The organism is Scytonema sp. NUACC21, from assembly GCF_054684315.1.
On sequence record NZ_BAAFZH010000109.1, the window covers coordinates 418,849 to 432,339 of the forward strand.

At 40.8% G+C, this 13,491-nt stretch carries 9 protein-coding genes; 7 read left to right on the forward strand and 2 right to left on the reverse strand.

Going from position 1 to position 13,491, the window contains the following annotated elements:
• The first annotated feature begins 177 nt into the window (after window positions 1–177).
• Together hemE and ACYRY3_RS44025 are read left to right on the forward strand one after the other, a co-directional pair.
• Window positions 178–1,233, forward strand: a complete 1,056-nt coding sequence (gene hemE, locus ACYRY3_RS44020; RefSeq protein WP_460208154.1) for a uroporphyrinogen decarboxylase — start codon at window positions 178–180, stop codon at window positions 1,231–1,233.
• Window positions 1,234–1,360: 127 nt separating this feature from the next.
• Window positions 1,361–2,317, forward strand: a complete 957-nt coding sequence (locus tag ACYRY3_RS44025; RefSeq protein WP_460208155.1) for an NAD-dependent epimerase/dehydratase family protein — start codon at window positions 1,361–1,363, stop codon at window positions 2,315–2,317.
• Window positions 2,318–2,479: 162 nt separating this feature from the next.
• Here the strand turns inward: ACYRY3_RS44025 and ACYRY3_RS44030 are convergent, their stop codons facing one another.
• Complete coding sequence (locus ACYRY3_RS44030) at window positions 2,480–4,999, reverse strand: protein kinase domain-containing protein (protein WP_460208156.1); 2,520 nt, start codon at window positions 4,997–4,999, stop codon at window positions 2,480–2,482.
• A 596-nt stretch (window positions 5,000–5,595) separates the two neighbouring features.
• Here ACYRY3_RS44030 and ACYRY3_RS44035 point away from each other — a divergent pair.
• Window positions 5,596–7,179 carry a B12-binding domain-containing radical SAM protein gene (locus tag ACYRY3_RS44035; protein ID WP_460208157.1) on the forward strand — a complete coding sequence of 528 codons (1,584 nt, stop codon included), beginning with the start codon at window positions 5,596–5,598 and terminating at the stop codon, window positions 7,177–7,179.
• 242 nt (window positions 7,180–7,421) lie between these two features.
• On the opposite strand, the gene ACYRY3_RS44040 is transcribed toward ACYRY3_RS44035, so the two are convergent.
• Window positions 7,422–9,575: an ATP-binding protein gene (locus ACYRY3_RS44040; protein ID WP_460208158.1), complete on the reverse strand. Its 2,154-nt coding sequence runs from the start codon at window positions 9,573–9,575 to the stop codon at window positions 7,422–7,424.
• 869 nt (window positions 9,576–10,444) lie between these two features.
• On the opposite strand from ACYRY3_RS44040, the gene ACYRY3_RS44045 reads away from it, so the two are divergent.
• The 4 genes from ACYRY3_RS44045 to ACYRY3_RS44060 all read left to right on the forward strand — a co-directional run bounded on the left by ACYRY3_RS44045 (window position 10,445) and on the right by ACYRY3_RS44060 (window position 13,321).
• Window positions 10,445–10,642, forward strand: coding sequence for a hypothetical protein (locus ACYRY3_RS44045; RefSeq protein ID WP_460208315.1), 198 nt, complete (start codon window positions 10,445–10,447; stop codon window positions 10,640–10,642).
• Between the two features lie 201 nt (window positions 10,643–10,843).
• Window positions 10,844–12,103 (forward strand): GNAT family N-acetyltransferase, encoded by a 1,260-nt coding sequence (locus ACYRY3_RS44050; protein WP_460208159.1) that lies wholly within the window; start codon window positions 10,844–10,846, stop codon window positions 12,101–12,103.
• 28 nt (window positions 12,104–12,131) lie between these two features.
• On the forward strand, window positions 12,132–12,626 hold the full coding sequence (gene ruvX / locus ACYRY3_RS44055) for a Holliday junction resolvase RuvX (RefSeq protein ID WP_460208316.1): 495 nt from the start codon (window positions 12,132–12,134) through the stop codon (window positions 12,624–12,626).
• A 125-nt stretch (window positions 12,627–12,751) separates the two neighbouring features.
• On the forward strand, window positions 12,752–13,321 hold the full coding sequence (locus tag ACYRY3_RS44060) for a DUF3727 domain-containing protein (protein ID WP_460208160.1): 570 nt from the start codon (window positions 12,752–12,754) through the stop codon (window positions 13,319–13,321).
• Window positions 13,322–13,491 lie beyond the last annotated feature (170 nt).

A 13,491-nucleotide genomic window follows, 5' to 3' on the forward strand; every position in this document is an offset into this window, starting at 1 on the left:
AAATCTGACCGATTCCTAGAAGTTGTCAATAGCTGCTTCTTAAAACTTTGCATTTGGATGCTCATTTTATAAGAAGTTTTGCGAACAGTACTTCAAAGCCATTCCTTGAGCAAAAGGACAAACTAGGAATGATAAGCTAAACAATGACAAAAAAAAGAGTTTAGGATGAATTGTTAAATGGGTGTTTCCTCTAACGATCCATTTCTCCTTAGGGCAGCTCGTGGTGAAGTTTTAGATCGTCCTCCCGTATGGATGATGCGGCAGGCGGGACGGTATATGAAAGCTTATCGAGATTTAAGGGAGAAGTACCCTTCTTTTCGCGATCGCTCGGAAATACCGGAAGTAGCGATTGAAATATCCTTGCAACCTTGGAAAGCCTTTCAACCAGATGGAGTGATTTTGTTTTCCGACATTGTCACGCCGCTACCAGGCATGGGCATTGATATGGATATCGCGGAAGGCAAAGGTCCAATCATTTACTCCCCCATTCGGACATCCGAGCAAATTGATAACCTGCGCCCTCTTGACCCAGAAGAATCCCTGCCGTTCATTAAACCAATATTAAAGGCGTTGCGGCAGGAAGTAGGCAACAAATCAACAGTGCTGGGCTTTGTGGGTGCGCCTTGGACATTGGCAGCTTATGCAGTGGAAGGCAAAGGTTCTAAAACCTACTCCATTATCAAAAATATGGCGTTCACAGACCAAAGACTCCTGCATCAACTGCTAGGAAAATTGGCAGACTCCATCGCAACCTATGTCCGCTACCAAATTGACTGTGGTGCTCAAGTCGTACAAATGTTCGACTCTTGGGCAGGTCAGTTAAGCCCTCAAGATTACGAAGTCTTTGCTCTACCCTACCAGCAACGGGTTTTCCAGCAAGTTAAGGCGACTCATCCAGAAACACCCTTAATTCTGCTAGTAAGTGGCAGTGCTGGTTTGCTGGAAAGAATGGCACAATCGGGCGCAGATGCAATCAGTGTAGACTGGACAGTCGATATGGCAGATGCACGGGAAAGATTGGGCAGGCAAATGATAGTGCAAGGCAATCTTGACCCAGGCGTGCTCTTCGGTTCCAAAGAATTTATTCGCGATCGCATCCTAGATACTGTTCGCAAAGCAGGTAATCGCGGACACATTCTCAACCTCGGTCACGGTGTTTTACCAGAAACACCAGAGGAAAACGTAGCTTTCTTCTTTGAGACGGCAAAGAATCTCAATGCAGTGGCTGTGTAAGGAGGAAATAGGGGTAGAGGGTTGTACAGACGCGCTATGGCGCGTCTGTACATGAGTAGGGACTAAGCAAACTCGGAACTTTTTACCTTTTTCCCAACTCTTAATCTCTAACTCCTAACTATTGTCTATGAGTCAGAAACGTATCTTTGTGACGGGTGCAAGTGGTTGTATCGGTCACTATATTAGCGAAACTTTAATACAACAAACAGACCACGAGCTTTATCTACTGGTAAGAAATCCCAAAAAACTGCAAGTTGATACGCAAGCACGTCCCGGTATCACTGTATTACAAGGTGATATGCAAGAAATAGGGCAATTTGCTGACTTGTTGAAAACAATAGATGTTGCCGTGCTCACAGCAACCGCTTGGGGTGGAGAAGGAACATTTGAAATTAATGTATCTAAAACCCTAGAGTTGCTAAATTTACTAGAGCCACAAAAATGCGAACAAGTCATTTATTTTTCCACTGCTAGTGTTTTGGATAGTAACAACCAACCATTAAAAGAAGCAGGGGAATTAGGGACAGATTATATCCGTTCTAAATATGATTGCTTGCAAAAGATACCACAATTAGCGATCGCCCCTAAAGTGACTTCCCTATTCCCAACTTTAGTCTTGGGTGGCGATTCCAAAAAACCATACTCCCATCTAACATCCGGTCTTCCAGAAGTCACAAAATACATAGATTTAATTCGCTTTTTTAGTGCTGATGGGAGTTTTCACTTCATTCACGGACAAGATATTGCCACTACCGTGAAATACTTAATTGAAAATCCTCCTCCAGCAAAAAAACCGCGACGATTTGTCCTAGGTCAGCAGCAAATAACTGCCAACCAAGCAATTGAAGAAATTTGTGCCTATCTTGGTAAAAAAATTTACTTTCGCATCCCTTTATCTTTATCATTAGCCAACATAATTATTGTTTTGTTCCGCATCCAAATGGCTGCTTGGGATAGGTTCTGTATGAACTACCGACATTTTACTTACAAAACTGTCGTTAATCCAGCAAGTTTTGCATTACCAAATTATTGCGAAACCATCAGTGATGTTTTAAAAATCAGTGGTGTCCAACCAGCAAAGTAGGGATGGTATAGCTATCTTAATAGATGCCATCAAATATACTCCTTGGACGCTCTAAAATTCCCAATTTTTGTAGGGTGGGCAGTGCTCACCGTTGACTGGTTTAGGCATTTATAATACTTATAATTAAGGGTACCTATTTTATATGGCGAAAGAAGAATAGACTCAAACTACCATTTCATCTACTTCCTTTTCTTCGCACTGTTGCCGAAGTGGAATTTCGATAATAAACTCCGCACCTTGACCGGGTGATGACATACAACTCAACTGTCCTTTGTGCTTTTCTTCGATAATCTGACGGCTGATTGATAACCCAATACCTGTTCCTTTACCTACCGGTTTTGTGGTGAAGAACGGGCTAAACAGCTTGCATTTCACCTCTTCTGGCATACCAGAACCATTATCTGCAATCCGAATGGTTACGCGATCGCTATCTGATATGTCTGTGCGAATATAAATTAGTCCTTTGCGATCTATCAAGCTTTCTTTGTCTTGTACTAATGACGCATGATACTTGACAAATGAGTCTTCAATAGAATCAATTGCATTAGCCAAGAGATTCATAAAAACTTGGTTGAGCAAACCAGCATAGCACTGTACCATTGGTAAATCGCTATACTCTTTAATAACGTCAATAGCAGGTCTGTGGGGTTGGGCTTTGAGACGGTGTTGCAAAATCATTAAGGTGGTATCTATTCCTTCATGAACATCTTGCAACGTCATTTCCAATGAATCTTGTCTGGAAAAATTACGCAAATTGCGAATAATTTCTTTAATCCGGTCTGCCCCTACCTTTAAGGATTTCAGCATTTTTGGCAAATCTTCTTGGAGAAACCCCAAGTCCATTGCTTCTATTTCATCTTTAATTTCATCAATTGGGTCGGGATAGTATTGCTGGTATAAATTAATCAGATGCAGCAAGTCTTGAGTATAGTTACTTGCATGGGAAAGGTTGGCATTGATGAAGGTAACCGGGTTGTTAATTTCATGAGCAATTCCTGCTACCATTTGTCCCAAACTCGACAGCTTTTCACTTTGTATAAGTTGTAACTGAGTATTTTGCAGTTGCTCCAATGCTTCTTCTAGCTGGCTTGCTTTTTCTCGTTCTCTAGTTTCCGATTCTTCCAAAGCCTGGTTTTTCTCCTCCAATTCTTGGGAGTAGCTTTGTAAATTTTGGTACAGGCTGGCATTTTCTATCGAAATAGACACTTGAGTGCATAACAGCGATAGGATTTTTAGGCGATCGCGTGTAAAAGCTCCCTGAGTTATACAATTTTCTAGATATAACAGTCCCGTTAGATTATTCTGGTAGATAATTGGCAGACACAGAATAGATTGAGGCTGGCGCTTGAGAATATATGGGTCGTTGATAAATAATTCCTCGTGAGTTGCATTATTAACAACTAAGGGTTCCTGAGTTTTCGCCACATAATTAATAATAGATATAGGTAAATCAGCGCTTTCTTCAACAGGCAAAGAGGGAATGAGAACAGCTTTTTCCGTTTCAATAGAACCCTCAGCCACTAAAACGAGTTTTCCAGATTTTTGTAAAATCAGTAACCCTTTTTGAGCTCCCGCATTTTCAATAAGAATGTGCATTAACTTATCTAACAGCTTGTCCAGAAAAATTTCTTCAGAAATAGCGTAAGAAACTTTAAGCACTGTTGATAAATCTAAAGATTCTATAGCTGTTGTGGTTGTAGATTTTGCCGTTTTTGTCACGGAAATCGGATAGGCAAATAATTCATCATTTGTGCGGGATGTCGAGTCAATCGCTGAAATTTTCTCTAATTTTTCAGCCACGAGCAATTGACTGGGTATATCCTGTTTTGCTAAAATAAATTTCTCGATTTTGCCTGTCCTGTTTAATTGGGTTAAACACAATTCGAGGTCAGATTGCAGCCCCAAAGCGCTTTGGTATCTATCTTCAGGGTTTTTTGCAAGTAGCTTCATGACAATCTCAGAAACCATTACGGGAATTTCTGAATTTAACTCATGAGGTGGAATGGGTTTTTTGGCAATATGACAATGGATGATTTCCATTGGATCGGTTGATACAAATGGCAACTGACCTGTCAGCATTTCATAAAAAGTCACACCCAATGAGTAATAGTCAGTGCGATAATCAATAGAACAATTCATTCTGCCAGTCTGCTCGGGTGACATATAGGCAAGAGTGCCTTCAAAGTTATTTGTACTGGCAATATTTTGTTTTTCATGACAGCAACGTGTAGCGATCGCAAAATCTGTTATTTTAACTTGCCGAGTTTCGAGATTCAGAAGAATATTTGAAGTTTTAATATCTTTATGAATAATTTGATTTTTATGCAATTCTGACAAAGTTTTTGCTAGCTGAATTGCGAAGTTCAAAAAATCACGAAGGTCAAACTTTTTACACTCAATCAATTTGTCGAGAGAGCACCCTTCAAAATACTCGAGAACCAACGCTAGTCCGTTTTCATGGTTCTCCAACCCATAAGGTTTGATAATTCCTTCTATATCTAAATCTTTTGTTATTTGATATTCATGTCTTAATAAAATGATTTCTTCCAAAGAAGGATATTTATTATGAGATGTTTTAATAATAACTGGTTTTCGATCTAGTATAGAAATGCCACGAAAAATAGCAGTATTATCACTGAGGTGAATTGCTTCAATAATGTTGTATCTACTCAACTTGAGCATATTGCTACACCTTCCCTTCATACCCAAGATGATATATTTTTTACTTGTAACCAGATTTTGACAGTGATCCGAGTCACAATTAAAGATGTATTAAATAAGGATGAAAAACTAAAATCAGGAGTCTAGTCTTCTGACATCGAATTCAATTTATACTGGATTTTATGAAATTATCGATATAGCATCTCTCATGCTGTATTAAAAAATACAAATGCTCGGAATTTGCTAGATTGCAGATGGTAACAAGTGCAGCAAGGTAAATCATTTACCTAGAACCGATAAGCACATCAAGTCTAAAACTTGCATATTTACAGCATTTTGCAGGTAATGTAGGAGCGCGGAGACCTTGCGCCCTTACAACCTGTGTATAGCAGATGACTAATGACCCACGATCCATGACGACCTTTTTGTTCAATCTGAAGCTGGAATTTTTTATTTGGAAAGCAGATTTTCCAAGTTTAATTGAGAATAGTGTAACATTTTTGTTTACAGCTAATAAAAAATAGAAACTACAAAGCAGTGAATTTCGTCTACAAGTACCTCTGGTATAAAATACCATTTTCACTAATTCGATGATTTTAAATGAGGCGTAACGGTTAATGCGAGTTTTATTGGTTTATCCTATTTTTCCCAAAACGTTTTGGTCCTACGAAAAAATCTTGGACTTAGTTAACCGTAAGGTTCTGCTACCACCCTTAGGTTTGGTAACGGTAGCGGCAATTTTGCCTCAAGAATGGGAATTCAAGCTAGTCGATCGCAACATTCGGTCAGTCACAGAGGAAGAATGGGCATGGGCAGATGTGTGTATCTTCAGCGCCATGATAGTCCAAAAACAAGATTTGCTCGAACAAATTCGTGAAGCAAAGCAACGCGGTAAGTTAGTTGCCGTGGGCGGACCCTACCCAACTTCATTACCTCACGAAGTCCGGGAAGTTGGAGCAGATTTTCTCATTTTAGACGAAGGGGAAATTACCCTGCCAATGTTTGTCGAGGCTATTCAACGGGGTGAAACCTCTGGCACTTTCCGCGCCACAGAAAAACCTGATGTCACAATCACTCCCATACCCCGATTTGAGTTGCTAGACTTCGATGCCTATGACATGATGTCGATTCAGTTTTCACGGGGTTGTCCATTTCAGTGCGAATTTTGTGACATTATTGTCCTTTACGGACGTAAGCCGCGCACCAAAACACCCGCACAGTTGCTGGCAGAATTAGATTACCTCTACAAGTTGGGTTGGCGGCGCGGTATTTTTATGGTCGATGACAACTTTATTGGCAACAAGCGCAATGTCAAATTGTTGCTCAAAGAGTTGAAAGTTTGGATGGCAGAACACAACTATCCATTCCGGTTTGACACCGAAGCTTCTGTCGATTTGGCACAAGATCCAGAATTGATGGAGTTGATGGTTGAGTGCGGTTTTGCTGCGGTGTTTTTGGGAATTGAAACACCCGATGAGGAAAGCCTGCAATTTACCAAGAAGTTTCAAAATACCCGCAGTTCTCTCACTGATGCAGTTTACTCCATTATTAAAGCTGGATTGCGACCGATGGCAGGGTTTATTATTGGGTTTGATGGGGAAAAACCAGGTGCGGGCGATCGTATTGTCCGCTTTGCCGAACTTGCAGCAATTCCCTCAACCACTTTTGCCATGTTACAAGCGCTACCAAATACAGCCCTTTGGCATCGCCTGAACAAAGAAGGACGACTGCGGGAAAACAAAGATGGTAACATCAACCAGACGACTTTAATGAACTTTATCCCCACCCGTCCCCTAGAAGACATTGCTAGAGAATACGTAGAAGCTTTCTGTACTTTATACGATCCAATAAAGTACTTGGATCGCACCTACCGCTGTTTCCTCATGATGGGTAAGCCAAGTTGGAAAGCACCGTTTAAAATGCCAGAGTGGGTGGTTATAAAAGCACTTCTCATTGTTATTTGGAGACAAGGAATCAAACGGGAAACTCGTTGGAAATTCTGGCACCACTTGTTTAGCATTATCAAGCACAATCCCGCAGTTGCAGAACATTACCTTGCCACCTGTGCTCACAACGAGCATTTCCTAGAATATCGCCAAATTGTACGTGACCAAATAGAAGTTCAGTTGGCTGAATATTTAGCACAGGGTGTAGAAAAACCCTATGAAAAACTAGATGAGTTAGTAGCTAGTGGTAAGTAGGGATGGGTTTTTCCAGCAATGTTTTACTATTCCAGACACTGGTTTTAGCTGCTTTACCCCTCCCTAACCCTCCCCTTGATAAGGGGGAGCCACTGCGAAGAACGCGGTTTCTCGACAGTCCCGCAAGTGGCGTGGATTATGGGGGGGAAATTCAACTTGTACACCACTAACCTTGCCTTACAAATGACAAATGACAAATGACAGATGACAAAAGACGACCTTAATTTTTAACGCTCTACTTATTAACCACCACCTTCTGACTGTACAAGAGGCAAAGTGATAGTAAAAGTTGTTCTTTGATTGGGCACAGAAAAAACTTCAATTTTGCCCTTGTGCTTCTGGATAATTTGATAGCAAATCCATAAGCCCAATCCAGCACCCTTACCCACTTCTTTTGTTGTGAAAAAAGGGTCAAAAATTTTATCTCGAAATTTAGGTGGAATTCCGGTTCCATTATCTGTGATTTGCAAGCATATACCTTGGATTGAGTTCTTGACTGTCACAACTTCAGTACTAATCTTGATAGCAGCAGAATTTGTCCTTTTTTCCTTATCGTGAGTTATTTTTCCTGGCTCCTCTACAAATGACCCTTCCAAAGCATCTATAGCGTTACTCAATATATTCATAAACACTTGATTAAGTTGTGCTGGATAGCACTCAACAAGTGGTAAATTCCCGTATTCTTTAATAACTTCAATTTTGTCTGTAATTCGATGATTGAGAAGTAATAAAGTACTGTCAATGCCTTCATGGATGGTTACAGCTTTCATTTCCGCTTCATCAAGTCGCGAGAAATTCCTCAACGAGAAAACAATATCACGAATACGTTGAGCACCCATTTTCATTGAAGACATCAGTTTGGGCAAATCCTCGCTAATAAAATCAAAATCTATTTCTTCTAAGTGAGTTTGAATGCCAACAGATGGTTGAGGATACTCTTGTTGGTAAAAAAATAGTAACCTTAGTAATTCTTCTGCATAGTCCTTTACATAGGCTATGTTGCCATAAATAAAGTTGATGGGATTATTGATTTCATGGGCAACTCCCGCTACCATATTACCAAGCGAGGACATTTTTTCAGTCTGAATTAATTGTGCTTGAGTTTGCTGTAGTTCGTTTAAGGCTTCGGTAAGTTGATCGTAAGCTAAATTTAATTCCTGATTTTTTTGTAGAAGTTGATGAGTCCGTTCTTGGACGCGTCTTTCTAAATTTTGCCTTTCTTGTTCTAATTGCTGAGTGTATTCTGATACTTTGCGAATCAGACTGTTGAGAGAAGCTGCTAGTATTCCCACTTCATCATGGCTAGTCACTGGGACTTGCAAATCAAAGTTTGATTCCTTTGTAACTTTTTGTGCCACTTGAGTCACGGCTAGCAAAGGGTCAGAAATTCTTCGTGCAATACTTTTACCTACAAAAATTGTTATTAACCCACCCAATACAAAAAAACTCCACAACCTCAACCATAAGAACTGTAAAGTTTTGTTCAACGGACCAAGAGATTTCAGTACTGCAAGTGTTAGAGAAGATTTGCTTAACCCAGTCAGAACGACGCTTTTAGCTAAATAATCTTCACCTGCAATTATGAGACGTTGCGGTGGATTGGAAACTGGAGGTAGTTGCCATTTAGTTTTGCAAGCTGCTGGTATTGTGGAAGCATAGACACAAAGTAAAGGCTTTTCGTCAGATCTTGCCACTGTATTTGTATTGAAAGCAACCACGTGTTCGCCTTTCATTGAGTCTAGGTGTTGAAATAATTCTTGTTTGATGACAGTACCAAGTTCAATCACTCCCATGACTTCTGCCCCATCCTTAACAGGTGCCAATCCAACCAACACTGACTGTATTTGTCCTTTTTCTCCAATAACATTGATAACATCAGAAGGATACAAACCACTCAGTGCTTGGGAAATACTTCTTCTATCCTCTAATAAGAGTGACTCATTCAATGCTGGTTGTCTCAAATTTAACAGGGTAGCACCGTTTTTGTTAACGACTTTCAGCAAATCTAGTTTTAAAGTGGTTTTTTGTGCAACTAATATCTTAAGAAGTGCTTGGTTGTCAGCCTGCTTAATTGCAGTACGCACGTCTTCTCGCTCAGCTATCAGCTTTGCCCAAGAGTCTAAAAGTTGTTTTTCTTGATGCAATTCTTGTAAAACTGTTAATGTAGTAGTCTCAAGGTGACTGGTTACCAGCTGCTGCATACTACTGCTAAACCAGTAAGCGAAGGTAATGACTGATAGCACCATGATGCTGAAGAAAACCAGAAGAAATGGCATGATGATTCTCTGGCTCAAAGCTAGTTTTGAGTAACTAGCTTGTAACTTCACACCTCGCACCATAGTTCCTGGTTTGACCTGTTGCCTGATGCTTTCCTTAGAGAAGTGGTGAATTGACATTTTTTTGAAAGATAAATCAGCAACAGCTGCTTGGGTTGCTTGGGTTTAGGGCACAAACCTTGCTTAAGTATGTGGATGGGAATAAACAGAACAATATGACAAAATGTAAATTTGTCAGAAAGCCATCAAATGACTTATGACTTATGACAAATGACGACCTTCTCCAGTTACGTTTTTTCATATCGACCTACTCATTGCAATATTTGGGTTGCTTCAACCTAAATGGTCTGTTGCTTGTTTATTTCTAGCTTAAGTGTAATTAATGATACGGTTAATCATTTATACATTCTTTGTAAACATCTTTAAATTCCATCAAAAAGAAATGCCTAATATCAAGCCAACTCATAACTCACCGGATATTAAGGTGTAATGCAACACTTTCCTTTAGTGTTGGATGGACTATACCCACCAACCGTTAATTTTTGCCCCCTATCTTTATGAGAATGAGGGGCTTGTGGCAAGATATTTGCTTGACCTATTGTCGGCAGACTCTACTCATCGAATTCTGATGTGTTTTTGGCAAATCAGGATTTTTTGGGAAATTTACCTAGACTTTGAGCAACAACGGTTAATTGTCAACCCAACTCTTCATGTTAAGAATACGTACCAAAAGTGAGTAACTGGTAAAGAAAATGTAAACTTTTACGAACAAACCCCCGTTCAATTGGTATGATAGGGGGTTAAACAATCTTTTATGTTTACAGCGTGCAAACCAAGCAAAGTGAAAAATCTTCATAAATTTTTACAATTTCCGAGTCATGCATTAAAGTTCATTGCAAAGTAAGAAGATAAGCAAAACAACGTGATAAGTATTGATAATGTAAATCAATCAATTGCAGAACGAAGATAATAAGGAGAACACAGTGGCAATGGAATCAACTTTCCTAAAGGGCGCGAACGCAGTGCGTGAAGATTTTAGTGAATACGTTGCCCACCTACAACTTCACATGGCTCTGCAAGCCCGCAATCTGGTTCCATCCCTAAAGCAGACTGTAGAAGATAGCCGAGAAGAACTCCTCCATCAAACCCAAGCAAATTTTGAGAAGCTCATTTCTCGGCAAATCTAGTTAGTCAGCAGATTTGTTAAATTCCGAAAAAATCAAATAAAATAAAAGCAGATTTTGTTACAATGGCGCTCGCGTCATTATAAATAAAATCTGCTATTTAAGTATTTTGTTGTAAAAATCACCCTTTTGGTCCACTGGAAGGAAGCGGAAAGCCGTTAAGATGATTGCAGCAGTTCCTTTGTTCCAGTTATTATAAGGTGAATGGCGGGTCGAATGAAAATGACTTCCTTGCTTCCTCGAAATCTCAGCGCGATCGTAAGACCAGTCCAATACCGGGATCTGGACGCCATTGAACGCCTAACTCAAGAGTCATTTGCAGCCCAAACACCCAAAGGAGCCAGTGATGCCATGCGGCAAATGCAATGGATGCGCCGATGGTATGGGTTATTAAAGTTGTTGAGTTGGTTCCCAAACCCACTACAGTACGGTCTTTGTGCTTTTGTGGCAGAACAGGAACGCACGCTTTTGGGCACGATTCAAGTATCGCCATTTAACTACACCCACAGCACTTGGCGCGTCGATCGCGTCGTGTTAGACCGTGGCACTGACAAGCAAGTCATAGGCTCCCAACTTCTTCGCCATTGCTTTGAATCCATTGTGGAAGCCCGGACTTGGATTCTAGAAGTGAACGTGAATGACAAAGACGCTTTGGCACTGTACAGACGAAATGGATTTCAACGTCTGGCAGAAATGACATATTGGGAAATCGACCCGGAGTTGCTTCAGGAATTGGCGCAAGCAGAACCAGACTTGCCCAATCTCCTTCCAGTTAGTAATGCAGATGCTCAGCTACTGTATCAACTAGATACATCATCCATGCCACCAATCGTGCGGCAGGTGCTCGATCGCAATGCAGATGACTTTAAAACGAGTTTGACGACTGCGTTGACAGAAGCAGTGAAGCAATGGGTGACAAAAACAGAAGTCGTCAGTGGTTATGTATTTGAGCCTCAGCGCAAAGCAGCAATAGGTTATTTCCAACTGCGCCTGGATCGCAAAGGGCAACAACCCCATGTAGCAACACTAACAGTCAACCCAGCATATACGTGGCTGTACCCAGAATTGCTATCTCAACTAGCGCGAATAGCTCAAGATTTCCCCCCACAAGCCCTTCAGTTGACTTCAGCAGATTACCATCCAGAAAGAGAAGAATATTTGGAACGAATTGGTGCAACCCGTACAGAGCATACACTGATGATGTCACGCTCAGTGTGGCACAAGCAGCGGGAGTCAAAATTTGTGTCGCTAGAAGGAATTCAATTACCAGAAATGCTACAAGGTTTGCAACCAGCACGCAAACCAATACCAGGAGGGATGTCATGGACAGGACAAAGACGGCAGGCATCACCAGATAGAGGATCTAAACCCAAATCATCTACAGATACTGTTGCCTTTTCATGCAATAAAAATAGCATGGAAACCTCATGCCAGCCGGAATCAGCAGAAACACAGCAGGAGTAGATTGGTGAGTTTTGAAGAAGAACAAGGTATTACGGGGACGCGCTTAAGTAGTCCCCCCTCCTCCTCCTCTAAAAAGTACGTCTCCGCACTGGGATTAGATGTAGGGCGCAAGCGGATTGGAGTCGCAGGGTGCGATGGCACGGGCTTGATAGCAACGGGGATCGCTACGGTAGAGCGAACATCTTTTCAGGAAGATGTGGAGAAACTCGGACAAATTGCTCGCGATCGCAAAGTTCAAGTCGTAGTTGTAGGATTACCTTATTCAATGGACGGGTCTTTGGGATTTCAGGCACGTCAAGTGCAAAAATTTGCCACAAGACTTGCAAAAGCTCTCAAACTGCCTGTGGAATATGTAGATGAAAGATTAACATCCTTTCAAGCAGAGCAGATGCTCATCGCTGAAAACCGTTCTCCTTCACGCCATAAAGGGCTGATTGACCGCAAAGCAGCCTGTATTATCCTGCAACAATGGCTGGATGCAAGGCGAACTAGTTCTAAACATGCAGAGGTTTCTGCTGACTGATACAATTTTTAAAGGCAATATTCGCCAGACTGATTATTTATCCCAATAGCCATTTGATTGATAATATTCAGTTAAAAGAATAAAGATACGTAAAGACCGTTTCAGATATAAATCACCCTTAGGCTATGTTTTCCTCTCCGTTTTCTGAAGAAGATAATGTTCACGCCGGTTCCATCACTTTAACCGACGAAAAATCGCGAACCCTCGAATGCTACATCGAGCATTCGCTGGAAGTAGATGGACAAGAATACGTCCTGCTTCTTCCGGTTGATTCACCAGTAGAAATTTTTTCTTGGCAAGGTGACGACGAGGAAGAGGAAGCGATTCTAGTTGAAGATGAAGCAGTTATTGACGAAATCTTTGACACGGCTCAAGTTGTTCTCGCAGAACAAAACCTCATGTTAAAGAACACTGCCTATGCTCTGACTGTAGCAGGGGAGTTGCCACCCGTAGAGGAGTCAGAACTCTTCACCTTAGAAATTGAAGATGAAGGCACTGATTTAGAACCAGAGCAATTACAACTTTTGGCAAACTTTTACCATAAAGAACAAGAGTACGCAATTTACACCCCTCTAGATCCCCTGCTGTTTTTTGCACGCATATCAAAAAATGGAGAACCAGAATTATTGTCTCCAGAAGAGTTTCGTAAGGTTCAACCACTTTTGGAGGAACACCTATTCAACGAAGTTGAGTAAAATTGGAAATCCCAAATTAAAAATTAAAAGGTCTTTTAATTTTTAAGAAAGGATTTTAAATTATTATAGGTGATGAAAAACTTTTGATAAAAACTCAGGCAGCGGTTATTGGTATAGAACTTTGCTGCCCTGAAGAATCTGACTTTATACTGGATAAAGTTGGAAATGTA

What these genes read in the sequence shown, in the direction of transcription:
- ACYRY3_RS44045 (WP_460208315.1), top strand. Translation starts at nt 10,445, where the DNA reads ATGGAATCAACTTTCCTAAAGGGCGCGAACGCAGTGCGTGAAGATTTT.
- ACYRY3_RS44060 (WP_460208160.1), top strand. Translation starts at nt 12,752, where the DNA reads ATGTTTTCCTCTCCGTTTTCTGAAGAAGATAATGTTCACGCCGGTTCC.
- ACYRY3_RS44040 (WP_460208158.1), bottom strand. Translation starts at nt 9,575, where the DNA reads ATGTCAATTCACCACTTCTCTAAGGAAAGCATCAGGCAACAGGTCAAA.
- ACYRY3_RS44035 (WP_460208157.1), top strand. Translation starts at nt 5,596, where the DNA reads ATGCGAGTTTTATTGGTTTATCCTATTTTTCCCAAAACGTTTTGGTCC.
- ACYRY3_RS44050 (WP_460208159.1), top strand. Translation starts at nt 10,844, where the DNA reads ATGGCGGGTCGAATGAAAATGACTTCCTTGCTTCCTCGAAATCTCAGC.
- hemE (WP_460208154.1), top strand. Translation starts at nt 178, where the DNA reads ATGGGTGTTTCCTCTAACGATCCATTTCTCCTTAGGGCAGCTCGTGGT.
- ACYRY3_RS44025 (WP_460208155.1), top strand. Translation starts at nt 1,361, where the DNA reads ATGAGTCAGAAACGTATCTTTGTGACGGGTGCAAGTGGTTGTATCGGT.
- ACYRY3_RS44030 (WP_460208156.1), bottom strand. Translation starts at nt 4,999, where the DNA reads ATGCTCAAGTTGAGTAGATACAACATTATTGAAGCAATTCACCTCAGT.